The sequence below is a fragment of the Shimia aestuarii genome, from assembly GCF_900114635.1.
GTDB lineage: Bacteria > Pseudomonadota > Alphaproteobacteria > Rhodobacterales > Rhodobacteraceae > Shimia > Shimia aestuarii.
This window is the reverse complement of record NZ_FOTQ01000007.1, coordinates 71,487-94,710: the sequence shown is the minus strand read 5'-3', so window position 1 is coordinate 94,710 and position 23,224 is coordinate 71,487. Positions and strand designations below refer to the sequence as shown.

At 58.7% G+C, this 23,224-nt stretch carries 20 protein-coding genes; 10 read left to right on the top strand and 10 right to left on the bottom strand.

The annotated features are described in order from the left end of the window. The first annotated feature begins 26 nt into the window (after positions 1–26). The 6 genes from mgtE (at position 27) to BMZ35_RS15615 (ending at position 7,171) form a co-directional block, all read left to right on the top strand. Entirely contained in the window at positions 27–1,421 is a 1,395-nt protein-coding gene (gene mgtE / locus BMZ35_RS15640; RefSeq protein ID WP_093094810.1) for a magnesium transporter, read from the top strand. A 9-nt stretch (positions 1,422–1,430) separates the two neighbouring features. Then, complete coding sequence (locus tag BMZ35_RS15635) at positions 1,431–1,988, top strand: 5-formyltetrahydrofolate cyclo-ligase (protein WP_093094809.1); 558 nt, start codon at positions 1,431–1,433, stop codon at positions 1,986–1,988. A 137-nt stretch (positions 1,989–2,125) separates the two neighbouring features. Continuing rightward, positions 2,126–2,944: a TIGR00282 family metallophosphoesterase gene (locus BMZ35_RS15630; protein ID WP_093094808.1), complete on the top strand. Its 819-nt coding sequence runs from the start codon at positions 2,126–2,128 to the stop codon at positions 2,942–2,944. Position 2,945: 1 nt separating this feature from the next. After that, positions 2,946–3,836: a DMT family transporter gene (locus BMZ35_RS15625; protein WP_093094807.1), complete on the top strand. Its 891-nt coding sequence runs from the start codon at positions 2,946–2,948 to the stop codon at positions 3,834–3,836. Positions 3,837–3,880: 44 nt separating this feature from the next. Continuing rightward, the gene (locus BMZ35_RS15620; RefSeq protein WP_093094806.1) at positions 3,881–5,659 is read left to right on the top strand and encodes an SLC13 family permease; all 1,779 of its coding nucleotides are present in this window, start codon (positions 3,881–3,883) and stop codon (positions 5,657–5,659) included. 51 nt (positions 5,660–5,710) lie between these two features. Then, complete coding sequence (locus tag BMZ35_RS15615) at positions 5,711–7,171, top strand: adenylate/guanylate cyclase domain-containing protein (RefSeq protein ID WP_093094805.1); 1,461 nt, start codon at positions 5,711–5,713, stop codon at positions 7,169–7,171. Between the two features lie 214 nt (positions 7,172–7,385). On the opposite strand, the gene lpdA is transcribed toward BMZ35_RS15615, so the two are convergent. From lpdA to aceE, 3 genes are read right to left on the bottom strand one after another with little or no spacing between them, the layout of a single operon-like run. Further along, positions 7,386–9,113, bottom strand: a complete 1,728-nt coding sequence (gene lpdA / locus BMZ35_RS15610) for a dihydrolipoyl dehydrogenase (RefSeq protein ID WP_093094804.1) — start codon at positions 9,111–9,113, stop codon at positions 7,386–7,388. A 13-nt stretch (positions 9,114–9,126) separates the two neighbouring features. Continuing rightward, complete coding sequence (gene aceF / locus BMZ35_RS15605; RefSeq protein ID WP_093094803.1) at positions 9,127–10,386, bottom strand: dihydrolipoyllysine-residue acetyltransferase; 1,260 nt, start codon at positions 10,384–10,386, stop codon at positions 9,127–9,129. A gap of 23 nt (positions 10,387–10,409) precedes the next feature. Continuing rightward, positions 10,410–13,064 (bottom strand): pyruvate dehydrogenase (acetyl-transferring), homodimeric type, encoded by a 2,655-nt coding sequence (gene aceE, locus BMZ35_RS15600; RefSeq protein WP_093094802.1) that lies wholly within the window; start codon positions 13,062–13,064, stop codon positions 10,410–10,412. Between the two features lie 314 nt (positions 13,065–13,378). Here aceE and BMZ35_RS15595 point away from each other — a divergent pair, with 314 nt between their 5' ends. From BMZ35_RS15595 to BMZ35_RS15585, 3 genes are all read left to right on the top strand, one after another. Beyond that, positions 13,379–14,302: an MBL fold metallo-hydrolase gene (locus BMZ35_RS15595; RefSeq protein ID WP_093094801.1), complete on the top strand. Its 924-nt coding sequence runs from the start codon at positions 13,379–13,381 to the stop codon at positions 14,300–14,302. Positions 14,303–14,380: 78 nt separating this feature from the next. After that, the gene (gene gph / locus BMZ35_RS15590; protein WP_093094800.1) at positions 14,381–15,031 is read left to right on the top strand and encodes a phosphoglycolate phosphatase; all 651 of its coding nucleotides are present in this window, start codon (positions 14,381–14,383) and stop codon (positions 15,029–15,031) included. Between the two features lie 126 nt (positions 15,032–15,157). Beyond that, a complete protein-coding gene (locus tag BMZ35_RS15585) occupies positions 15,158–15,736 on the top strand; it encodes a PA14 domain-containing protein (protein WP_093094799.1) in 579 nt (192 codons plus the stop codon). A gap of 97 nt (positions 15,737–15,833) precedes the next feature. Here BMZ35_RS15585 and BMZ35_RS15580 read toward each other — a convergent pair whose 3' ends face one another. From BMZ35_RS15580 to BMZ35_RS15560, 5 genes are all read right to left on the bottom strand, one after another. Continuing rightward, positions 15,834–16,511 (bottom strand): hypothetical protein, encoded by a 678-nt coding sequence (locus tag BMZ35_RS15580; RefSeq protein ID WP_093094798.1) that lies wholly within the window; start codon positions 16,509–16,511, stop codon positions 15,834–15,836. 48 nt (positions 16,512–16,559) lie between these two features. Next, positions 16,560–16,961: a hypothetical protein gene (locus tag BMZ35_RS15575; protein ID WP_093094797.1), complete on the bottom strand. Its 402-nt coding sequence runs from the start codon at positions 16,959–16,961 to the stop codon at positions 16,560–16,562. A 178-nt stretch (positions 16,962–17,139) separates the two neighbouring features. Continuing rightward, on the bottom strand, positions 17,140–18,339 hold the full coding sequence (locus BMZ35_RS15570; protein WP_165610103.1) for a DUF4268 domain-containing protein: 1,200 nt from the start codon (positions 18,337–18,339) through the stop codon (positions 17,140–17,142). Further along, positions 18,332–20,290 carry a DNA topoisomerase IV subunit B gene (parE, locus tag BMZ35_RS15565; protein ID WP_093094795.1) on the bottom strand — a complete coding sequence of 653 codons (1,959 nt, stop codon included), beginning with the start codon at positions 20,288–20,290 and terminating at the stop codon, positions 18,332–18,334. Before parE ends, BMZ35_RS15570 begins: the two co-directional genes overlap by 8 nt. A gap of 85 nt (positions 20,291–20,375) precedes the next feature. Then, the gene (locus tag BMZ35_RS15560; RefSeq protein WP_093094794.1) at positions 20,376–20,666 is read right to left on the bottom strand and encodes a DUF2218 domain-containing protein; all 291 of its coding nucleotides are present in this window, start codon (positions 20,664–20,666) and stop codon (positions 20,376–20,378) included. A gap of 233 nt (positions 20,667–20,899) precedes the next feature. Here BMZ35_RS15560 and ppk2 point away from each other — a divergent pair, with 233 nt between their 5' ends. Beyond that, complete coding sequence (gene ppk2 / locus BMZ35_RS15555) at positions 20,900–21,877, top strand: polyphosphate kinase 2 (protein WP_093094793.1); 978 nt, start codon at positions 20,900–20,902, stop codon at positions 21,875–21,877. 51 nt (positions 21,878–21,928) lie between these two features. On the opposite strand, the gene BMZ35_RS15550 is transcribed toward ppk2, so the two are convergent. Further along, positions 21,929–22,573 carry a TIGR02453 family protein gene (locus tag BMZ35_RS15550; RefSeq protein WP_093094792.1) on the bottom strand — a complete coding sequence of 215 codons (645 nt, stop codon included), beginning with the start codon at positions 22,571–22,573 and terminating at the stop codon, positions 21,929–21,931. Further along, complete coding sequence (locus BMZ35_RS15545; RefSeq protein ID WP_093094791.1) at positions 22,570–23,157, bottom strand: 2-hydroxychromene-2-carboxylate isomerase; 588 nt, start codon at positions 23,155–23,157, stop codon at positions 22,570–22,572. The genes BMZ35_RS15550 and BMZ35_RS15545 overlap by 4 nt, the downstream gene beginning before the upstream one ends. Positions 23,158–23,224 lie beyond the last annotated feature (67 nt).

The window sequence follows — 23,224 nt, the reverse complement described above, 5'->3', positions numbered from 1 at the left end:
ACCAGCAGGCAACAGGAGGGCGCATCATGAGTGAGACTGTCGATCAGACCGCCCCGGAGACCGAGGCCGACGACGAATATTACGAGCTGGATCAGCGCACGGTGGCTGCCGCGCTCTATGCCGTCGAGGTCGGGGATCGCCAGCGCCTGATCGACCTGCTCGAACCCCTGCACGCTGCCGATATCGCGGACATTCTTGAACAGATCAATCCGTTCGACCGGCGCCGACTTGTCCTGCTTTACGACCGTGAATTCGACGGGGAAATCCTGTCGGAACTTGATGAAAGTATCCGCGAAGAGATCATAGCGGTTCTAAAGCCGGATGTGCTCGCAGAGGCCGTGCGCGAGATGGAATCCGACGATATCGTCGACCTGGTCGAGGATCTGGATGAACCGCAGCAGGAAGCCATCCTGGATCAGCTCGAGGACGCGGACCGCGTCGCGGTTGAACAGGCGCTGTCCTATCCTGAGTATTCTGCCGGGCGTCTTATGCAGCGCGAAACCGTGTTTGCGCCAGAACATTGGACTGTCGGGGAGGCGATTGATTACCTGAGAAACGCGGACGAGCTGCCGGAACAGTTCTATCACGTGATTCTCGTCGATCCGAAAATGCGCCCGATCGGCAATGTGACACTTGGCAAGATCATGTCGTCGCGCCGGGATACGGCGCTGATGGACATTACCGAGGACATGTTCCAGGTCATCCCGGTGACACAGCCTGAATCCGAGGTGGCCTATGCCTTCAACCAGTATCACCTTATCTCGGCGCCCGTCGTGGATGAGGATGACAGGCTTGTCGGTGTAATCACCATTGATGACGCGATGATCGTTCTGGATGAAGAGCATGAGGAAGACATCCTGCGCCTGGCCGGGGTCAGCGATGATGCCAGCCTGTCGGACCGGATCATGGACACGGTCAAGGGGCGCGCGACGTGGTTGTTCGTGAACCTGCTCACCGCGATTCTGGCGTCTCTGGTGATCGACCTCTTTTCGGAAACGATTGACCAGATGGTCGCGTTGGCCGTGTTGATGCCGATCGTTGCGTCCATGGGGGGCAATGCCGGGACACAGACAATGACCGTGGCCGTGCGCGCCCTTGCGACCAAGGACCTGACAGCGCAGAACGCCATGCGTGTCGTGCGACGCGAGGTTTCGGTCGGGGCCATCAATGGCCTGTTGTTCGGTTTCATCATGGCGCTGGTTGCCGGGTTCTGGTTTGGGGTGCCGATGCTCGCCGTGGTGATTGCCGTGGCCATGCTGCTGACACAGGTGGCCGCGGCGCTGGGTGGTATCGTGATCCCGATGCTGTTGGATCGGGCCGGGATCGATCCGGCGCTCGCCTCGGGGCCATTCGTCACCACGGTCACGGATGTGGTTGGGTTCTTTGCCTTTCTCGGGCTGGCAGCCTCGGTTTTGTTGTAGGAGCAGCGCATGGAGCTGAGCGAAATCAAATCGGCGGCCCGCAAGGCTGCTTTTGCGCGTCGCAAGGCGGCGTTTGACGGGGCCGGACCGGGGCAGGCGGCGCATCTCTCCGAGGTTCTTGCCGGGTATCGCGGGGTGCCACTCTCGGGCTTCCTGCCGATTCGGACCGAGATCAACCCGGTTTCGGCCATGGCCGAGGCCGCGGCCCACGGGCCGGTCGGCGTGCCGGTGATCCAGGGGGCGGGTCTGCCGCTGGAGTTTTCCCGCTGGGAACCGGATATGGCGCTGCGCGAGGGTCCGTTCGGGGCGAAGGTGCCGATGGTGGACGATTACTTTGACCCGGAAATTCTCATCGTGCCGCTGGTGGCCTTTGACAAAAACGGTGGCCGGCTTGGCTATGGCGGCGGGTTCTACGATCGCACGCTCGAGCGTTTGCGCGCACGCCGCGCGACACTGGCGATCGGTTTTGCCTTCGATGCACAACAGGCAGATGCACTGCCGCTTGAGGAGACGGATCAGCCGCTCGACATGATCGTGACCGAGAGCCGCATTCTGGATCTCACCTGAAAAAGCCGCCTTGGGGCGGCTGCCTGCGGCGCGAGTATTTCTGGCAAAATGAAGATCGGGCTTCGTCTTGCTGAAAATACTCAATCCACCATACGGAGGCTTGTCCAAAGGCCAGAAGAAAGATAGGGCGGGTGCCCATGAAGATACTCTTTCTAGGCGATGTCATGGGGCGCGCGGGCCGGGCTGCGGTGCAAGAGCGCCTGCCAAGGCTGCGCGAAGACTGGAAACTCGATTTTGTCGTGGTGAATGGCGAGAACGCCAGCAATGGGATGGGGCTGTCCGGCGCCCATGCCAAAGTGTTGCTCGAGGCGGGGGCAGATTGCATCACGCTGGGCGATCATGCCTTTGACCAGAAGGACATGCTGCAGTTCATTCAGTCCGAACCGCGCATACTGCGCCCGTTGAACTTTGCCCGTGGCGAGGTGCCGGGGCGAGGATTCCGGGTGTTCGAGGCGCGCGGTGGGCGCAAGGTGCTGGTGACGCAGGCGCTTGGGCAGGTGTTCATGAAACAGCCCTATGGCGACCCGTTCTCGGCAGTGGACCAGGTGTTGCGGGCACATCCCCGTGGCGGCATGGTCCAGGCGGCGATTGTCGACATGCATTGCGAGGCGACGTCCGAGAAGATGGGCATGGGCCATTTCTGTGACGGACGGGTTTCGCTTGTTGTGGGTACCCATACCCATGTTCCGACAGCGGACACCCAGATCCTGACGGGAGGCACTGGCTTCCAGGCCGATGCGGGTATGTGCGGCGATTACAACTCGGTAATCGGCATGGAAAAATCCGAACCCATGCGCCGTTTCATCACCGGCATGCCCAAGGCGCGTTTCTCGCCCGCATTGGGTGAAGCGACCTTGTCAGGGGTCTATGTCGAGACCAATGACCGCACTGGTGAAACCACTCGCATCGAGATGGTACGACAAGGTGGACGCCTGGCCCAGGCCGGACCCGCCTGAGATGTCCCCGATCCGTGGGATGGGGGTTTTGCTGGCAACCGGCGCGGGCTGGGGGCTGACACAGCCGCTGAGCAAGATCACGGTCTCAGAAGGGTATTTGCCGCTGGGGCTGATTTTCTGGCAGTTGGTGATCGGTGCGCTCGGCATGGGGATCTTTCGACTGGCCACCGGCAAGTCCATTGCCTTGCCGATGCGGCATTGGGCGTTTTTCCTGATGATTGCGCTACTGGGCACGGTGATCCCGAACAGTTTTTTTTATCGGGCAGTGGCCTACCTGCCATCCGGTGTCATGTCGGTGGTAATTTCGCTGGTGCCAATCTTCGCCTTTCCCATTGCGCTGATGCTTGGCATCGACCGGTTCAGTTGGCTTCGGCTTTGCGGGCTGCTGGCGGGGCTCGGTGGGGTGGTGATCCTTGCCGGGCCGGACACGCTCCCGGACGCGTCCATGGTGTGGTGGCTGCCGGTCGCCATGGTGGCGCCGCTTTGCTACGGGCTCGAAGGCAATATTGTTTCCAAGTGGGGCATGCATGGGCTGGGGCCGGGACATGTGCTTTTTGGTGCGTCCGTGATGGGCGCGCTGGTGGCCTTGCCGCTGGCCATTGGTTCGGGACAGTTCATTGATCCGCGCACCGATTGGAACGCACCCGAGTTTGCTTTGGTTGGGTCGGCGCTGATCCATATCGTGGTCTACACCGCCTATGTGTGGCTGGTGAACCGGGCCGGATCGGTGTTTGCGGCGCAGGTGTCCTATGTCGTCACCGGAACGGGCGTGCTTTGGGCCATGCTGCTCTTGGGCGAGCGCTATTCAATGTGGGTCTGGGCGGCTCTTGCGCTTATTGTCGCGGGAATGTTCCTTGTTCAGCCGCGTACTCAGGACAGGGTTGCCACATGATCACGGCTGAGTGATTGTAACGCCAGAAAACGACCGGATGCATTATGGAACTTTTTGATTTTTCACAAACGACACAAGCATTTCTTGCCCTTGGAGTTGTCGCTTGCATGTTTGCTCTTTTCATGCGCGAAGCATATCCGGCCGAGGTGGTTGCCATTACCGGAGCTGCCGTCATGCTGGTGTTGGGGCTCCTGAGCTACGAGGAAGCGCTCCATGTGCTTTCCAACCCGGCACCATGGACCATTGCCGCCATGTTCATTGTCATGGGGGCGTTGGTTCGAACCGGGGCACTCGATTGGTTCACGCAGTTGGCCGAGTCCCAGGCCGAACGCAATCCTGCCCTGGCAATTGGTGCCCTCATGGTGTTTGTCATGGTGGCTTCTGCCTTCATGAACAACACGCCGGTTGTCGTGGTAATGATCCCTGTATTCGTGCAGTTGGCCCGAAAGTTGAACATGTCGGCCAGCAAGTTCCTGATTCCGCTCAGCTATGCCGCGATCCTTGGGGGGTGCCTTACGCTGATCGGCACGTCGACCAACCTTCTGGTGGATGGTGTGGCGCGGTCACGGGGGATGGAGCCGTTTACGATTTTCGAAGTGACCCCGCTGGCGATCGTTTTGGCCATTTGGGGCGGGCTCTACCTGCGGTTTGTCGCGCCGCGCCTGCTGCCGGCCCGCGACAGCATGGCGGACATGCTCTCATCGGACAAGGCGTCCAAGAAGTTTTTTACCGAGGCGGTGGTCCCGCCCGAGTCCAACCTGATCGGGCGCGAGGTTCTGGACGTACAGCTTTTCAAGCGTGACGGCGTGCGGTTGGTGGATGTGATCCGCGGGGATGCCTCGCTGCGGCGCAATCTCAAGGATGTGGTTCTTCAGGTTGGCGACCGGGTGGTGCTGCGCACAAAGATGACCGAACTCCTGAGCCTGCAGCGCAACAAGAGCCTGAAGCGGGTCGATCAGGTGTCGGCGGTGGAAACCACGACCGTCGAGGCGCTGATCACGCCGAATTGCAAGATGGTCGGGCGCAAGCTCGGCGATCTGCGCCTGCGGCGTCGGTTCGGGGTGTATCCTATCGCGGCTCACCGCCGGGACAGGAATATCGGGCGCCAGCTTGACGATCTTGTGGTTCAACCGGGCGACACCCTGCTTCTGGAAGGGGCGCCCGAAGATATCCAGCGCTTGGCCAAGGAAATGAACCTGCTTGACGTGTCCAAGCCGACCGACCGGGCCTATCGGCGCAGCCATGCGCCTCTGGCAATCGCGGCCCTTGCAGGGATCGTGATCCTGGCGGCCTTCGGCGTGGCGCCGATCCTTCTCTTGGCGGTTCTGGCTATGGCAATGGTCTTCCTGACCCGGTGTATCGACAGCGACGAAGCCTTTGGCTTTGTCGATGGCCGCCTGCTTGCGTTGATCTTCGCCATGCTGGCCGTGGCCACAGCGCTTGAGACATCGGGCGCCATCGAGATGATCGTGCATGCGATCTCTCCTTATATTCAGGGGTTGCCTCCGTTCCTGATCGTCTGGTCCATCTACCTGCTGACGTCGCTGCTCTCAGAAACCATCAACCATGCCGTCGCGGTGGTGTTGACCCCGGTCGCGATCGGGATTGCGACCTCGCTCGGGGTTGATCCGCGCCCCCTTGTTGTGGCCGTCATGATCGCCGCCAGCGCAACCTTCGCCACCCCGATCAGCTATCAGACCAACATGATGGTCTACGGCCCCGGTGGATACCGTTTTACCGACTTCATGCGCGTCGGCATTCCGCTGAACCTGTCGGTCGGGGTGCTGGCTTCGGCGCTGATCCCGTTCTTCTGGCCGCTATAAATCGGGTTTAGGATATCCGCCTGACTTCTGTATGCTGTTTCCAGGAAATAAATGGAAAAAGCATTGGCTTTGGCTGACATCTCACAAAAAGTCCGGGGCTACTTCTCGGTTCGTCCCGACGGCTTGAGCGATCAAGAAATGCGAATGCACGTCATGGGGCGTGTTGGCTATCCATCGGCATTTCTGGTGCATCTAGGATTTGTTTTCATATTTTATGCGCTCGGGCACATGCCTATGTTTCTGTTCAACCTCGCCAGCGTGGTGATTTGGGGCTGGGCGGTTTGGATAGTCTGCGTGCAGAACCGTTTCAGCGTTGTGGCTTACATTCTTGCTGTCCTGATTGAGATTCCGTTGCACGGGGTGGTCGCGACACTTTACTTTGGCGTCGAGCCAGCGTTCTTTTTCTACATCGTGAACTCCGTCCTAATGGCGGTGATAATGCCTTTTGCTCCGCGCCCTGCACGTGTGGCCATTGCCGCGCTCTTCGTTGTTGCTCTGGCTCTATCCGGGGCTTGGACGTTGCAAAATGGACCACTCACACCGATGGGACCGCGCTTTGACACGCTGTTTTTTGCTTTCAATTCAGTTTGCTTGCCGTTCCTGATGGCGACAATGATTGGGCTTTTTGAGTGGGCTGCAACGACCGCCGAGAAAGGTCTGATGGAGTCTCGGTTTCGCGTCGAAATGGCAAACCAATCACTCGAAAATGTCTCCCGTCAATTGGCCAAGTACATCTCTCCACAACTGTATCAGGCGATTTTGAGGGGGGATCAGGAGGTGCGTGTCGAAAGCAAACGCAAGAAGCTTACGGTGTTTTTCTCCGACATCGTGGGTTTCACGGAAACCACCGACCAAATGCAGTCCGAGGAACTCACCGACCTATTGAACGAATACCTCACGGAAATGAGCCGCATTGCGCAGGAACACGGTGCAAATCTTTACAAGTTCATCGGCGATGCCATCGTGCTCTACTTTGGCGACCCTGACACATTGGGAGTCAAGCAGGATGCTCTTCAGGCTGTACGCATGGCCATCGCCATGCAGCGCCGCATGTACGAACTGCGGCAGCGCTGGCTTGATCAGGGGCTCGAGCGCCCCTTTGAAATGCGCATCGGCATAAATACCGGGTATTGCACGGTTGGCAATTTCGGGTCCGAGGACAGGATGGACTACACGATTATCGGCGGCGAGGTGAACCTTGCGGCACGGCTGGAAAGCGCCGCAGAGACGGGAGGCATTCTATTGGCGCACGAAACCTGGTCCCTTGTGCGAGACACGGTGCTGGCCGAACCTGTGGGCGAGATTTCGGTCAAGGGGTTTGCCAAACCGGTCAGGACCTACCGCGTGGCGGGTCTTTATGATGGTCTGGCAGAGAAGGGGCAAATTATCCATCATAGCGATGATGCAATCTCGCTGACGATCAACCGTGCGCTTCTGAAAGACGGAAGGCGGCAAGAGATTGTCGCGCTCCTGAGATCCGCGTTGAAGGATCTAGGCGCCGGGAAAGGGTAAGCGGAGGGAGATTAAGTTCGAGCCGAAGGTTTTGCGCGCAGTCCAAGGGCTTCCGAAATGCCGCGTGACCCGGAAATTTCTGCACTGCAGTACCGACGCGATACCGACGTAATACCGACGTGATACCGAAGGCACTTTTGGCTTGGTATCAGAGACTTAATGATCGTTATTCAAGTGCTTCGCGCCGCCCTTGAGTGAGGGCGGCGCGCTGCGTTTACTTTTTCTTCTTCGGCGGCATCAGGTCGGTGATGGTGCCTTCGAACATCTCTGCGGCGAAGTTCACCGTTTCGCTGAGCGTGGGGTGCGGGTGGATCGTGTGGCCCAAGTCCACCGCGTCTGATCCCATTTCGATGGCCAGCGCCACCTCGGCGATCAGGTCGCCCGCGTTGGGACCGACAATGCCTGCTCCGATGACGCGCTCATGCTCGTCAAACAGCACCTTGGTGATGCCTTCCGAACGGCCGAGCGACAGGGAGCGGCCCGAGGCGGCCCAAGGGAATGACCCCTTGCCCAGCTTGATGCCCTCGGCCTTGGCCTGGGTCTCGGTTACGCCAATCCACGCGACCTCGGGGTCGGTATAGGCAACGGACGGGATCACACGCGCATCAAAGTAGCGCTTGTGACCGGCACAGACCTCTGCCGCAACCTTGCCCTCGTGCACAGCCTTGTGGGCCAGCATAGGTTGGCCAACCACGTCCCCGATGGCAAAAATGTGAGGCACGCCAGTGCGTTGCTGGTTGTCGACCGCGATAAAGCCCCGCTCGTCCACGGCAACACCCGCCGCCGCTGCGTTGACCTTAGCGCCATTCGGGCGACGGCCCACGGCAACGAGCAGTTTGTCGAACGTGTCGACTTTTTCGCCGTCCGGACCTTCCATCGTGACCTTGAGACCTGCGTCCGTCGCCTCGACACCCGTGACCTTGGTCTTGGTCAGGATCGCTTCGTAGCGGCCCTTGATCCGGTTGTGCAGGGGCTTGACGATGTCCTTGTCGGCACCCGGAATGATCTGGTCCATGAACTCGACAATGGTCACGTTCGACCCCAGCGCGTCATAGACACAAGCCATTTCCAGACCGATGATGCCACCGCCCAGAACAAGAAGCCGTTCAGGAACGTCCTTGAGTTCCAGCGCGCCGGTCGAGTCGATCACGCGCTCATCATCATGAGGGATGAAGGGCAGGGTGACAGGTTCGGACCCGGCGGCAATGATGCACTGATCAAAACTGACGGTGCTCTTGGCGCCATCATTGTCGACCTCGATCATGTTGGGGCCGGTGAAGGTTCCATAGCCGTCCACGATCTGCACTTTGCGCGCCTTCGCCAGCCCGGCAAGACCGCCGGTCAACTGGTTGATAACGCTCTCTTTCCATCCGCGCAGCGCGTCGATATCGACCTCTGGCTTCGCAAAAGTGATGCCGTGATGCGCCATGTCTTCGGCTTCGGTCATCACTTTCGCAGCATGCAGAAGCGCCTTGGAGGGGATACAGCCGACATTGAGGCAAACCCCGCCAAGCGACGCGTCCTTTTCGATCAGCACAACTTTTTTGCCGAGGTCGGCGGCGCGGAAGGCTGCAGTGTAGCCACCGGGGCCAGAGCCCAGCACAACCACCTCGGCATGCACGTCACCGGGACCGGTCGCCGTGCCCGTGGCCGCGACCGATTGCGGGGCTGCCGGAGCCGCGGGCGCTTTGGCCTTGGGGGCTTCCTCTGCGCCAGCGCCTTCGAAGATCATGATGACGGTGCCTTCGGAAACGGTATCACCTTCGGCCACCTTGATCTCTTTTACGACGCCTGCCGCAGGCGACGGCACTTCCATCGTGGCCTTGTCGCTTTCCAGTTCGATCAACGGATCTTCTGCGGCGACGGTGTCGCCGACAGAAACCAAGATGCTGATGACGGGTACATCGGAAAAATCACCGATATCAGGGACTTGAATTTCCATGTTAATCTCCTCCTTACCACATCAGCTTGCGCATGTCGCCGAGCAGGGTCTTGAGCGTCACGCAGAAGCGTGCGGCCAGGGCCCCATCAATGGCGCGGTGATCATAAGACAGTGACAAGGGCTGAATCAGGCGCGGCACGAACTCTTCACCGTTCCAGACCGGTGCCATTTTCGAGCGCGTCAGACCGAGGATCGCCACTTCGGGTGCATTCACGATCGGGGTAAAGCTGGTGCCGCCAATGCCGCCCAGCGACGAGATGGTGAAAGTGGCGCCCTGCATGTCGGGGCCTTTCAGTTCGCCGGCGCGCGCCTTGGCGCTAAGTTCCATGAGGTCCTTGGAGATCTCGACCAGCCCCTTGCGGTCGGCGTCCTTGATCACCGGCACCACGAGGCCGTTGGGCGTGTCCGCCGCAAAACCGATGTTGTAGTAGTCCTTCTTGATCAGTTTATCGCCATCTGGGTGGATCGACGAGTTGACTTCCCAATGCTGTTTCAGCGCCGAGACTGACGCCTTGATCACGAACGACAGCAGGGTCACACGATAGCCGTCTTCCTTGGCCGCCGTGTCCATCTCCTTGCGATATTTATCAAGGTCGGTGATGTCGGCTTCGTCATTATGCGTCACATGCGGCACGTTCAGCCACGAGCGGTGCAATGCCGGGCCGCTGATTTTCTTGATACGCGGCATTTCCACGTCTTCGACGGGGCCGAATTTCGAGAAATCCACCACCGGGATCGGCGGGATGCCCATGCCGCCCTGCGCCGCACCACCAGCGACCGGGGCCGCTGCGGTCGAAGACTTCAGGAAGGCGGTGACGTCTTCGCGCAGGATGCGACCCTTTCGGCCCGATCCGTTCACCTTGGCCAGGTCAATATCCAGTTGGCGCGCAAAAGCGCGGACCGAAGGCGAGGCGTGGGCTTTGCCAAACCCGGCATCCGTCACGGCAGGTGCCGATGCGGGCGCGGCCGCCGGCGCTACCGGGGCAGGGGCTGCCGTGGGGGCTTCGGCAGGTTTCTCCGCCGGCGCCTCTCCAGCACCTTCTCCTTCCACGATCAGGATCAAAGAGCCTTCGGACACGGTGTCCCCTTCGCTCACCTTGATCTCGACCACCTTACCGGCTGCAGACGAGGGCACTTCCATCGTGGCCTTGTCGCTTTCCAGTTCAACAATCGGGTCTTCCACGGCAATCACGTCGCCCACGCTGACCAGAACGGTCACAACCGGGACGTCCGAAAAATCGCCGATATCGGGAACTTTCACTTCAACAGTCATCGTAATGTCTCCTCTCTTCCCGATCACACCAGGCGCGGGTTCGGCTTGGCGCCGTCGATGTCATATTTCTTGAGTGCTTTTTCGAGCACGGATTTGGTGATGCTGCCTTCGCGGTAGAGATCCACCATGGCGGCAGCAGCGATGTGGTTGGCATCCACTTCGAAGAACCGGCGCAGGTTCACGCGGCTGTCCGAGCGGCCAAACCCGTCCGTGCCCAGTACCGTGTAGCGCCCCGGTACGCAGGAGCGGATTTGCTCGGCATAGTTCTTCATGTAGTCGGTGGCCGCGATGACCGGACCCTTGGCCTTGCTCAATTGCTCGGCCACGAAAGATGTCTTGGGGTCCTTCAGCGGGTTGAGACGGTTGAAGCGGGCCACGTCCTGACAATCGCGGGCCAGTTCGTTGAAGCTGGTCGCGGACCAGATCTCCGAAGTCACGCCGAAATCCTCTTCGAGCATCTCTGCGGCCTTGATCGCCTGCACAAGGATCGTACCCGACCCCATCAGGGTCACGTGCTTCTTGGTCGGTTTCTTAACCTCTTTGAAACGATAAAGCCCTTTAATGATCTCCTCTTCGACACCCATGGGCATGTCGGGATGGGCATAGTTTTCGTTCATAAGCGTGAGGTAAAAGAACACGTCTTCCTGATCCTGGTACATTCGCTTGAGCCCGTGTTGCACGATAACGGCAACCTCGTACTGGAAAGTCGGGTCGTAGGTGATGCAGTTCGGAATGGTCCCGGCGAGGATGTGACTGTGGCCGTCCTCGTGCTGTAGGCCTTCCCCGTTCAGCGTTGTCCGCCCGGCGGTGCCGCCCAGCATGAAGCCGCGTGCGCGGCTGTCGCCCGCCGCCCATGCCAGATCGCCGATCCGCTGGAAGCCGAACATCGAATAGTAGATGAAAAACGGGATCATCGGCACACCGTGGTTGCTGTAAGCGGTGGCAGCAGCGATCCAGTCGGCCATGGCGCCGGCTTCGTTGATGCCTTCCTGCAGAACCTGGCCGTTGACCGATTCCTTATAGTACATCATCTGGTCTGCGTCTTCGGGGGTATAGTTCTGCCCCATCGGGTTGTAGATACCGACCGAGCGGAACAGCCCCTCCATACCAAAGGTGCGGCTTTCATCCGGCACGATCGGTACCACGTTCTTGCCGATCTGTTTGTCACGCAACAGCGTGGTCAGGATGCGGACAAAGGCCATGGTGGTTGAAATCTCGCGCTCGCCGGTGCCCTTGAGCTGGGTTGCGAACTTCTCAAGCGCGGGGATGTCCAGCTTCGGCGCGTCGCTGAACCGCTTTGGGAATTCTCCCCCCAGCGCTTTGCGACGGTCGGCCAGGTACGCCTTTTGCGCGTTGTTCAACTGGACGAAGGGGGCCTTGGGCAGGTCCTCATCGCTTACCGGGATCTTGAAACGGTCACGGAAGGCGCGCAGCTGATCTTCGGCCATTTTCTTTTGCTGGTGGGTGGTGTTCTGCCCCTCACCCGCGGTGCCCATGCCATAGCCTTTGATGGTTTTCACCAGAAGACAGGTTGGGGTGCCTTTGGTTTCGGTCGCCTTCTTGAATGCGGTATAGACTTTTTGCGGATCATGGCCGCCACGGTTCAGGCTAAAGATTTGTTCGTCGCTCCAGTCCTCGACCAGCGCGGCGGTTTCCGGGTATTTTCCAAAGAAATTCTTGCGGATATACGCGCCATCCTTGGATTTGAAGGTCTGATAGTCGCCATCGACGGTTTCATCCATCAACTGGCGCAGTTTACCCGAGGTGTCCTTTTCCAGGAGCTGGTCCCAACCCTTGCCCCAGAGGAGCTTGATCACGTTCCAGCCGGCGCCACGGAAGTCACCTTCGAGTTCCTGAACGATCTTGCCGTTGCCACGCACCGGTCCGTCCAGGCGTTGCAGGTTGCAGTTGATGACAAAGATCAGGTTGTCGAGCCCTTCGCGTACGGCAAGGTCGATTGCGCCACGCGACTCCGGCTCGTCCATCTCTCCGTCACCAAGGAAACACCAGACCTTGCGGTCCGCCATGTCGATATGGCCGCGGTTGTGCATATATTTCATGAACCGCGCCTGATAGATCGCCATCAGCGGCCCAAGACCCATAGAAACGGTGGGGAACTGCCAGTAGTCGGGCATCAGCCACGGGTGCGGGTAAGAAGACAACCCTTCGCCCGACACTTCCGACCGGAAGTTCTCCAACTGCTCTTCTGTCAGGCGACCTTCCATGAAGGAGCGCGCGTAGATACCGGGGATCACGTGACCCTGAAAGAAAACAAGGTCGCCGCCGTGAATGGCGGATTTGCTTCGCCAGAAATGGTTCAACCCTATATCATACATCACGGCCGACGAGGCGAAGGACGCGATGTGTCCGCCGTATTCCGAAGATTCCTTGTTCCGGCGCACGACCGTCGCCATGGCATTCCAACGATTGATCGTACGGATCCGCCACTCCATCTCCATATCGCCTGGGAAATCATCCTGATCGTCCGCAGGGATTGTGTTCTGATAGGGTGTGGTTGCCGAGAACGGAAGATTGGCTCCGGCAGCGCGCGCTTGCTGCACTGCTTTGTCCAGCAAAAAATGGGCTCGATCAGCCCCATCGCGTGCAATGACATCCTCGACGGCTTCTTGCCATTCGCGGCTTTCAATTGGGTCGATGTCTTCGAAATGGGTCGCCATGCGCAGCGTCCTCCTCCTAGTTGACGTAGCGTTTCGTTCTTATAGTTTAATATTAAACTATTTAGCTAGATGCGTGGCGTCATAGCAGTCATGCACTCAGCGGGAAACTCTTTTTTGTTAGGTATGTCGAATTGGCGCATTCATGTGCGGGGTGGTCTCATCGCTTTGTGGCGGGCTTGGCCGAGAAAGCGGAATGCACAAACCATATGCCCTAAGGAGCGGCGCGGATCATGTGGCGGCAACACATCGCTATTGTTATTCACACATTCGAATGCAAGTGTGCTGTCGGAGTTTGGAGCAAGGGAGGCGATGCAATGCATTTCACACGTCGATCGTTTTTGAAGGCGTCGGGGGCCAGCGCGGCGGCGGCCGGATTTGGAGGGCAAGCGGTCTGGGCAGCCTCTGAACTGACTGTTGGGAGCGTGAGGATCGATAGCCTCTCCGACGGGTTCCTGAATTTACCGCGCGAGTTCATTTTTTCGCCGATGCCTAAGGATGAACTTGGCCCCGTATTGGCAGAGATGGGCGTCGCAGACGGTAATCTAATGCCTGACTGCAATGTCACGCTTTTGCGCGACGGTGAGAATACGATCCTTTTTGATGTTGGCTCAGGTTCTGGATTTCAGCAAAGCGCAGGGCAACTCTTGGATGCGTTGGATGCGATCGAAGTTGCGCCAGAGGACATAACGCATGTTGTCTTCACTCATGGTCATCCAGACCACCTTTGGGGCATTCTGGACGATTTTGATGAGCCTTTGTTTTACGAGGCGCAGCATATGATGGGACGCACCGAGTGGGACTACTGGATCAACCCCGAGACCGCCGAAACGATTGATGCTTCGCGCACGACAATGGCCGTGGGGGCTCGACGGCGTTTGGAGATGATGGAGGAAAGCTTCGTTCTTTTTGACGATGGTGAGGAAATCCTTCCGGGAGTCGCTGCGCGCCTTACACCTGGCCACACACCGGGACATATGGCTTTCGAGATCCGCTCTGGGAGCGAATCTGTTCTTGTGGTGGGGGATGCGATTGGCAATCATCATGTCGCTTTTGCCCGTCCGCAATGGAGTTCTGGGTCGGATCAGGATCAGGAGCGCGCGGCGCATACTCGGGCTCGGCTGATGGACCAGCTCAGCACCGAAAAGATGCGCCTGATCGGTTTTCACCTGCCACATGGCGGGATCGGGCACGTCGAAAAGCGGGATGATGGCTATCGCTTTGTCCCAGAAGGCGCCTGAAACAAAACACTCCAAGGGAGGGCTGGACCCGCGCGTGGCTTTGCGCCATCAGGTCTTTGAAACAATGAAAGCGGGACCATGGCCTCTGTGATTTTCGACCTCGATGGCACCCTTGTGGACAGCCTGCCAGACATTCATGCGGCCGTGAACAGGATGTTGGCGACCGAGGGGCAATATGAGATGGACCGGGAAACCGTGCAGTCCTTTGTCGGAAACGGACTGCCCAAGCTGGTTGAGCGGGTCATGGCTGCGCGACGTATTGCACCTGTAGAGTTCGAGCGGCTGCACGCAGGCATTTTGGCCGATTATGAAACAAGGTCAGCCGAGTTTAGTGTGGTCTATCCGGGGGTGCGAGCAGCCCTGGAGTGGTTACAAGCGGACGGGATGCGGTTGGGGGTCTGCACGAACAAACCCAAGGGCCCGGCCGTGCATTTGTTGACCGAGATGGGGCTGGCCGACTTGTTCGAGGTTGTTGTTGGTGGGGATAGTACGAGGGAGAAAAAGCCACATCCTTTACCCTTGACGACGGCCATTGAGGCTTTGGGGGAAGGGGCGGTTCTCTATGTTGGGGACAGCGAGATCGACGCGGCGGCTGCTGCAGCTGTGCCAGTAGAGTTTGCTTTATTCACAAAGGGTTACAGGAAGGTACCGGTGGCCGAGATCCCGCATCTTGTTAGTTTTGATTACTTCCAGAAACTACCCGATATCGTACGGAAGGCTCTGAGTTGAGGCAGTTTCCTGGGCGATTGAATGCCGGTGATTGTATTTCCACGCAATCGTGGCTTGCTGTTTGGGGCCTTTCCTACGTAACCTGATCCAGAGCTTTTTTTCTACCTGGGTGGAGGGGAGAGTAATATGAAATCGTTAATAACCAGTATTCTGGCCGGTGTGTTCGCGTTGATTTCCAGTGTGGCGATGGCCGGAGTGATTGAATTGAAACCTGCCAGCCCGCAACCATCGGGGTTGAAGCAGGGGTTGAAAATGCAGTTTCGAACGGGCCCGGATATCCGTCCGCGCAGCCTGAGCGAGGCGAATGGCAAGCTGGCTTCCGATGCGAAGGTTTCGGCGATTTCCAAGCTGCAATGGCCGGATAAAGGCAAGGGGGCAACGATGTTCGGCTCCAATGCCTATGAGCATATCGTGGCGCGGTTCTCGGGGTATATCAAGTTTGATCAGGCGGGGGAGTACAAGCTGGAATGGTATGCCAATGACGGCTTGCAGGTCTGGATCTCGGGGCAGCAGGTCGGGCGTCTGGACGGGATCAATCCATGCTCGAGCGCGGGCCGTCCGAAGGTGCGGGTGCCGTCGCCCGGATGGTATGAATTCAAGGCATTTTACTATCAAAAAGAAGGGACTGCGTGTTACGAGAGCGAGTGGACGCCGCCCGGTGGAAAGCGGGGTTTGATCCCGAATTCGGCCTTTGGATACAAGTAAACACGGGTCGTTCAGGTGATGTGAAAAGGGGCCGCGCGGCCCCTTTTTTCGTGATCGGTATCACGTCGGTATTGTGTCGGTATTACGTCGGTATGGATCAGGATGCCCGGCAGATGCCGCGTAGCTCGGCATCTTTCCACGGCAGGGCGACGTTTGTCGGGCGAGGCAGGTTTTCGACCGGGAACACCTCGCCCAGCATCGCCTTGAGGCGGCTGGTGCGCGGGGCCTTGGGGTCAAGAACCGCGCAGCAGAGATATTCCTCGACAATCGACGCCTGCTGTTCATAGCCATAGTCGAGAAAGGCGGTCTCGGTCTGAAGCTCGAACTGATAGGGATCGTCGCTGGTGCTGTGTTCGCGCGCGGCGCGGCGGGGGGAATAGCCGGTGATGTCGCGGTTCTGCCATTGCCAGACATGCACCATCTCATGCGCAAAGAACAGCGCCGCCTGCAGGTTCATCTGTTCGGGGTAGCCGGGCATGTAGTTGTCAAGATACCAGCCCTCGGAGGTGAGCAGACGGTTCCAGAGCACGACGCCCGCCGGAGAGGTGGTGATGACTTCGCCCGAGGGTTCGGGGAAGATGCGTTCGCGACACGACAGGCGGGGGCGTTTTTCGTATTTGAAGGTGGCCACGCCAAGCGGCACATCGGCGGTGATGCGCACCGGGGCGGGATCGAACGTGTCGCCCGCCAGATCGGCGGCAAAGGCGCGCTCGGAGTCGGTCAGGGGACGGGAGCAGGCAGCCAGCAGGAGAAGGGCAAGGAAAGCGACGCGCATGGGGTTGAGCGTAGCAGGGCGCGCAGGCGGATCAAGGGCTTAGCGTGCCTAGCGGCCAGTTGTGATCAGGCGTCCGCCGGACATGCATTCGCCAAAGTGATAGTCAAAGAACTGTTTGTCGCGGCTGGCGCCTGTCGCAGAGCCGATGGTGGCGCCGACAATGCCCAGCCCTTCGGCCTGTTTGTGGTTACCGGTGGCGACGAGCCCGCCCTGTTCGCCGATGGTTCGGCCGGTGATGCTGCCCTGTACCCGGCCGCTCTGGCCTGCGGCGGCGCGGGCGTATTGTTCACAAAAGAGGGGTGTGCGGGCCTGGTTCTGGGGCCATGCTTGTGTGTTCGGTTGGCGCTGGTTGTTGTGGGGGAGTTGCTGGTGACGCTTGCTGTCGGCGCGGGCCTGCGCCTCGGCATGGAGGGGCAGGTGGCAGAGCAGAAGGATCAGAAGGGCGCGCATGGGGGGAGTGTGGCAGGTTTGGGTTTGGGTGTCATGGGGTTTGGTTTGGTGGGGTGAAAACCCACCCTACGGCGGCGGCTATGGCGCACTGATCACTCCATCTGATGCGCGATGCCTTGCATCACGCACGCTGGGCATCAAACTATAGCGTGAAGACCGATACGACCCAGCAAGCCACTTAGTAGTCAAAGTTCTCGAGCGCTGGACGCAAAACGTTATCGAAATCAACAATTCGTTTTGCAAACCACTTCTTGGCTGCTTCACGCTGTTCAGGTTGTTTAGGATCTTGATATTCGGTTTTCGTTCCGATCATTTGCCGACCATTTTCCTTGACTGTCCACTTCAACGGATACCCGATTTGTTCTTCGAGACCGTCTTTTTGAGCTTTCAGTGCTTCAAATAATGGGCGAGCTTCTCTGTTGAAGCTCAGAGCAACGCCGATTTCATTATCGGATGTAGAAAAATATGTAAGAAGATAAACACCAGCGACGTTGCCAAACACTCCGGCAGCTCTAAAACGTTTTTCGGGAGTGAATTCTAGGTGATTTGGGTCGTCGAAATCGATTTCAGCCGAAGTTTCTTCCCAAAATTCCAGCCAGAATTTTCGTTTGTCTTCGCCGTTTTGTCCGATGTTTTCTTGGTGGTCGACAGGCTCATTCGAAAACTCGCTTTCATCAAGAATGGGTGAGTTATTATTCAAAGACCTATCTATGGAACGTTGGATTTTTTGCGTCCGCGCGAGTGTACGGGGCTGATAAATGCGCACTCCGTCCTCGGTTTCGAAAACGCCAACTTCGACAAGTGCAAAAATGAAATCCAAGTGGCCTGCGCCGGACAAAAAGCGAGATATGTTCTCTGTCGACTCTCGAATTCCGTCCCCGCAAACAAGCAACAAAAACCGCCCATTTTGCAAAGCTGATGTGATATTGTCCAAGAATTCAGCTTCATCAATTCCGGGAACCGCGTTAGCGACTATGTCGAATAGATGCCGCTTTGTTCGTTGACGGACCACCCGTTGAAGGTCCTCGACGGACCAACGCGAAAGCTCCGAAGCATAATCTAGTATTTGCGCGACCACCGCGCGCCGCGCTTCGGCGTTGCGCCAAAGCTTGGTTTCCACGCAAACGGGTAGGCCGTCTGGTGTAACATATAAGACATCCAACCTTCCGGCCTTCATAGATAGCTCTGTACAAATCGGAATCAGAGTTTTGAACGCCGGGTCTATTTCTGCGACGGGAAGCAGTTCAGGGTAAGAAAAGAGGGCTTCCTGCAGGTCGTATTCTGTGTAGGTTCCAGGTTTTCCCAAGTCTAGTTTTGTTGGAGAGACCGTTCGTCCGTCTGGGTACACAAGAATTGGTTTGGCGACTTGCCTAGACATCCAACTCCTCCACGAACCGCGCATTCTCCTGAATATACTGGAACCGCTTCTCGGGTTTCTTGCCCATCAGGCGTTCCACGAGGTCTCCGGTTTCGCCGGGTTCGTCCTCGTCAATCGTCACGCGGATCAGTTTGCGCGAGGCGGGGTCCATGGTGGTTTCTTTCAGATCCTTGGCGTCCATTTCACCAAGGCCCTTGAAGCGGGAGACGTCGATCTTGCCTTTGCCACCCAAACCTTTTTCAAGCCATTCATCGCGCTCGGCCTCGTCCAGGCAATAGACCCGTTTCGCACCTTGCGTCAGGCGGAAGAGGGGCGGGCAGGCGAGGTAGAGGTGGCCTGCGTCGATCATGGGGCGCATCTGGGTGAAGAAGAAGGTCATCAGGAGCGCGGCGATATGGGCGCCGTCGACATCCGCGTCGGTCATGATGATGACCTTGTCATAGCGCAGATCATCGACGTTGAACTTGGTGCCGAGCCCAACGCCAAGCGCCTGTGTCAGGTCGCTGATTTCCTGGTTGGTGCCGAGTTTCGAGCTGGCCGCGCCGAGCACGTTGAGGATTTTACCGCGCAGAGGCAGGAGGGCCTGAGTCTTGCGGTCGCGGGCCATTTTCGCGGAGCCGCCTGCCGAGTCGCCCTCGACGATGAAAAGCTCGGTGCCGTCGCGGTTGTTCTGGGAGCAGTCGACCAGCTTGCCGGGCAGGCGCAGTTTCTTGGTGGCGGTTTTGCGGGCGGTTTCCTTTTCCTGACGGCGGCGCAGACGCTCTTCGGCGCGCAGGACGAGGAAGTCGAGGATCGCGCCTGCGGATTTGGTATCGGCGGCAAGCCAGTTGTCGAAATGGTCGCGCACGGCGTTTTCCACGAGACGCTGGGCTTCCACGGTGGCGAGGCGGTCTTTGGTCTGACCCACGAATTCCGGCTCGCGGATGAAGCAGGAGACCAGCGCGCAGCCCCCGGTGATCAGGTCGTCACGGGTGATCTGGGCGGCTTTCTTGTTGTTGACCAGTTCGCCATACGTCTTGATCCCCTTGAGGATCGCGGCCCAGAAGCCGCCGACATGGGTGCCGCCTTCGGGGGTGGGAACAGTGTTACAGTAGGACTGAATGAAACCGTCGCGCGAGGGGGTCCAGTTGATCGCCCATTCGACCTTGCCCGGTGTGTTGAAGCGTTCCTGAAACTCGACCGTGCCGGCAAAGGGCTGGTCGGCATAGGTGGAGGAGCCGTTCATTGACTCCTTGAGGTAGTCCGAAAGACCACCGGGGAAGTGGAAGCTGGCCTCGGTCGGGGTTTCGCCGTCGTCGATGGCGGACTTCCAGCGGATTTCGACGCCCGAGAAGAGATAGGCCTTGGAGCGGATCGATTTGAACAGTCGGGCGGGTTTGAAGCGGTGATGGCCGAAAATGTCCGGGTCAGCGTGGAAGGTGACGGTGGTGCCGCGCCGGTTGGGGGCGGCGCCGACCTTTTCCACGGGGCCAAGGGGGAGGCCGCGCGAGAAGCGCTGTTCATAGACTTCTTTGTTGCGGGCCACCTGCACGACCATGGAGTCGGAAAGCGCGTTGACAACAGAGGCGCCGACACCGTGCAGACCGCCCGAGGTCTGATAGGCCTTGCCCGAGAATTTGCCGCCCGCGTGCAGGGTGCAGAGGATCACCTCGAGCGCGGACTTGTCCGGGAACTTGGGGTGCGGATCAACCGGGATGCCGCGCCCGTTGTCGCGGATGGTGATCGCATAGTCGTCATGCAGCTCGACTTCGATCCGGTTGGCAAAGCCCGCGACGGCCTCGTCCATCGAGTTGTCGAGCACCTCGGCCACCATGTGATGCAGCGCGCGTTCATCCGTGCCGCCGATATACATGCCGGGGCGTTTTCGAACGGGTTCAAGCCCCTCAAGCACCTCAATGGAAGAGGCGTCATAGTCAGAGGGTTGGGTCTCGGTCAGGAGATCGTTGGGCATTCGCGCTGCTCTTTTTAGTGTTGATTGGCGCGTATTATGGCAGGGGATTTGGGCAGGGGGAAGTGGCGAATACTGCCCTTTGTGGTCAGCCCTGCGTCCAGTCGATCTCGAGCGCCTCACGGAATGCAAAACGCAGGAGGTGTTTGTCGACGACGTCCTTAAAATGGGCGAGATCGCCATCGTCGGGCACCGTGACTATCAGGACGAGCCGATCTTCCTGTGCCGCCATCTCAAGGGTGTTGCCCGAGGCAAAGCGGACCGTTCCGTTCTCTGGCGTGAACGTGGCCGTGGCCTTGTGAGACCAGTGTTTGCAGAGTTGTTGGAGATACTTGCTGGCATTTTGTGTGTATGCAGAAGCGCGCGCGTTGTGGGTCATGTTGAACCTGTGTGTCTGATAGGTTGGCGGCTGACCCGGTGGGCTGGCTAATACGGTCAGTATGCGACCCTTGGGCGGGTAAGGAAAGAGGGCGCGGCCGCACGATGGCTGTGCACCTGCGCGAAACGGCAAAAGATGTCGCAAATGCTTCGCTTTTGTTGACGTGCATCAAAGCGAAAAACCGATCGTTCGGTTAAGGTTCGCGCAACTTCATTTTCAGCCAAGGAGATACCATGCCCGAAACCCCCGCGACCACCCCGGAGGCCGTCAAGAAAGCAGCAGCAGAAGCCGCAGAAGCCAAGGCAAATGGGGCGACAGCGCCCGCCAAGGCGGCACCTGCTCGCCAGCCCAAGAAGGCCCCGACGGCGGACGATGTACGCCGCGCTTTCGAGAGCGGCGAGTACCCGTATGAGACCAAGATGTCGCGCCGCACCTATGAGCGCCAGAAGGCGCAGTTGCAGGCAGAGCTTCTGAAAGTTCAGCTTTGGGCGCAGGAGACCGGGCAGAAGTTCGTGATGATCTTTGAAGGTCGTGACGCCGCTGGTAAGGGGGGGACGATCAAGCGGTTTACCGAGCACCTCAATCCGCGCTCGGCCCGTGTGGTCGCATTGAACAAGCCGACAGATGAAGAGCGTGGCCAGTGGTATTTCCAACGCTACATTGATCATCTGCCGACTTCGGGTGAAATCGTCCTCTACGACCGCTCGTGGTATAACCGTGCTGGCGTAGAGCGGGTGATGGGGTTCTGCGAACCTCACGAGTATCTTGAGTTCATGCGGCAGACCCCCGATTTGGAACAGATGCTGGTGCGGTCGGGTATCCGTCTTTTCAAGTTCTGGTTCTCGGTCACGCAGGACGAGCAGGCGCGCCGTTTTGCCAGCCGGGAGACTGACCCACTTAAGCAGTGGAAGCTGAGCCCGATCGACAAGGCGTCGTTGAGCAAGTGGGACGATTATACCGAAGCGAAGGAGGCGATGTTCTTCTATACGGATACGGCCGATGCGCCTTGGACCGTGATCAAGTCAAATGACAAGAAACGCGCGCGTATCAACTGTATGCTGCATTTCCTTAATTCGCTGGACTATCCGGGTAAGGATCCCAAAATCGCCCACGCGCCCGATCCACTGATCGTGAACACGGCGAGCCATGTGATCCATCGTTCCGATCATATTCTGGGATCGTCCCTGCACCCGGATTCGCGGCGCAGCTAAACAGACTCGAGTGCCTCGCGCGGGCCATCCCATCGGCCCGTCGGTGCTGCGTCAGAGGAGGGATTGCAGCATCTTCCCAAGCGGGAGCATCTCGGAAAAGGCGGCTTCGATCTGTTGGGTCAAGCCGCCTTTTTTTACGTCCGCCTCGGACAGGTCGAACCAGACGGTCAGGCTTTTGTGTCGTAGGAGATCGCCGTGGGCATGTGCCTTGTCAAAGGGTGGTGGCACGCGCTTCAGCTCGGGTTCCGAGAAGCGTGCGCCCTTTCGCGACAGGGTGTCCAGCAGGCTGGAAATCTCGATCCCCTTGGGGCCATCGACTGCATTGCGCCAGTTTGACAGGGTCCCTTTGTCGAACCCCATTACCCCGGCGCCGATGGAGACATAGTCGGGCGCGATGCCAAGGAACCAACCAACCGGAGGCGTGTTCCAGAGCATATGCAGATGGGTGTGATAGGGTGTTTTGTCCTTGGAAAACCGGATGTCCCGGTTGGGCCTGAACAGCTTGGTTTGCGGGGTTGTGCCCGTTTGCTTTTCCAGAAAGGCCGACAGGGTGTCCAGCAGGGCGAGGGCGGGCGCCTTGAGCCGGGCATCATAGTCCGTCTTGTGGGCGAGGAACCAGTCGCGGTTATTATTCTGTTTTAGTTCGCTCAGAAAGAGGCGTGCGTCAGGCACGAGGCTGTCGAAGGGGGCGTTCATTTCAGCGCCCAGTCAATGGCGTCTTCCAACCGGTCGTCTCCCCAGAACAACTCCTCACCGACGGTAAAGGACGGAGCACCAAAGATGCCCCGTGCGCGGGCATCGTCGGTGGCCTTGTCATAGGCGGCAAGGATGTCATCGGTTTGTGCAAGAGGAAGGACCCGGTCGGGATCCTGACCAATGGCACGCAAGGTGTCTGAAAGGTTGGGTTCACTGCCTGCAGGTTGGCCCTGTTCGAACCAGCGCTGGTAGGTCGCAATTGTGTAGTCTCTGGCCCACCCTTCCCGGACACCAAGGATGGCAACCTGGTTGGCGAGGTCAAACGCTTCGAGTGGGTAGGGGGCGGGGAGCTTTGGTGAGAGACCATAGCGCGGGGCGCGCCGTTCGATATCGCGCCACATGTGGGCGGCGCGCGCGGGTTTGCGGGCAAAAGGAATGTTGTCCTGCTCGATCATGATCGCGCGCACGTTGAAGGGCTGCCAGTGAAATGTCAGCCCGGTCGTTTGCGCGACGTCCGAAAGACGCATGACGGTGAGATAGGAATAGGTACTGCCGATGGCGTACCAGAAGGTGATCTCGGGCATGACAATGGCTTTCGTTTTGGAAACTGCGGATAGAGTGCCAGACACGGGGCTGTCGATCAACTTGCCG

Excerpts from the sequence above, each read along its gene's own strand:
- BMZ35_RS15580 (WP_093094798.1), bottom strand. The coding sequence starts at position 16,511 with ATGCGCGTCGCTTTCCTTGCCCTTCTCCTGCTGGCTGCCTGCTCCCGT.
- BMZ35_RS15635 (WP_093094809.1), top strand. The coding sequence starts at position 1,431 with ATGGAGCTGAGCGAAATCAAATCGGCGGCCCGCAAGGCTGCTTTTGCG.
- aceF (WP_093094803.1), bottom strand. The coding sequence starts at position 10,386 with ATGACTGTTGAAGTGAAAGTTCCCGATATCGGCGATTTTTCGGACGTC.
- ppk2 (WP_093094793.1), top strand. The coding sequence starts at position 20,900 with ATGCCCGAAACCCCCGCGACCACCCCGGAGGCCGTCAAGAAAGCAGCA.
- BMZ35_RS15620 (WP_093094806.1), top strand. The coding sequence starts at position 3,881 with ATGGAACTTTTTGATTTTTCACAAACGACACAAGCATTTCTTGCCCTT.
- parE (WP_093094795.1), bottom strand. The coding sequence starts at position 20,290 with ATGCCCAACGATCTCCTGACCGAGACCCAACCCTCTGACTATGACGCC.
- lpdA (WP_093094804.1), bottom strand. The coding sequence starts at position 9,113 with ATGGAAATTCAAGTCCCTGATATCGGTGATTTTTCCGATGTACCCGTC.
- BMZ35_RS15560 (WP_093094794.1), bottom strand. The coding sequence starts at position 20,666 with ATGACCCACAACGCGCGCGCTTCTGCATACACACAAAATGCCAGCAAG.
- BMZ35_RS15595 (WP_093094801.1), top strand. The coding sequence starts at position 13,379 with ATGCATTTCACACGTCGATCGTTTTTGAAGGCGTCGGGGGCCAGCGCG.
- gph (WP_093094800.1), top strand. The coding sequence starts at position 14,381 with ATGGCCTCTGTGATTTTCGACCTCGATGGCACCCTTGTGGACAGCCTG.
- aceE (WP_093094802.1), bottom strand. The coding sequence starts at position 13,064 with ATGGCGACCCATTTCGAAGACATCGACCCAATTGAAAGCCGCGAATGG.
- BMZ35_RS15630 (WP_093094808.1), top strand. The coding sequence starts at position 2,126 with ATGAAGATACTCTTTCTAGGCGATGTCATGGGGCGCGCGGGCCGGGCT.
- BMZ35_RS15545 (WP_093094791.1), bottom strand. The coding sequence starts at position 23,157 with ATGCCCGAGATCACCTTCTGGTACGCCATCGGCAGTACCTATTCCTAT.
- BMZ35_RS15615 (WP_093094805.1), top strand. The coding sequence starts at position 5,711 with ATGGAAAAAGCATTGGCTTTGGCTGACATCTCACAAAAAGTCCGGGGC.
- BMZ35_RS15625 (WP_093094807.1), top strand. The coding sequence starts at position 2,946 with ATGTCCCCGATCCGTGGGATGGGGGTTTTGCTGGCAACCGGCGCGGGC.
- mgtE (WP_093094810.1), top strand. The coding sequence starts at position 27 with ATGAGTGAGACTGTCGATCAGACCGCCCCGGAGACCGAGGCCGACGAC.
- BMZ35_RS15585 (WP_093094799.1), top strand. The coding sequence starts at position 15,158 with ATGAAATCGTTAATAACCAGTATTCTGGCCGGTGTGTTCGCGTTGATT.
- BMZ35_RS15550 (WP_093094792.1), bottom strand. The coding sequence starts at position 22,573 with ATGAACGCCCCCTTCGACAGCCTCGTGCCTGACGCACGCCTCTTTCTG.
- BMZ35_RS15570 (WP_165610103.1), bottom strand. The coding sequence starts at position 18,339 with ATGTCTAGGCAAGTCGCCAAACCAATTCTTGTGTACCCAGACGGACGA.
- BMZ35_RS15575 (WP_093094797.1), bottom strand. The coding sequence starts at position 16,961 with ATGCGCGCCCTTCTGATCCTTCTGCTCTGCCACCTGCCCCTCCATGCC.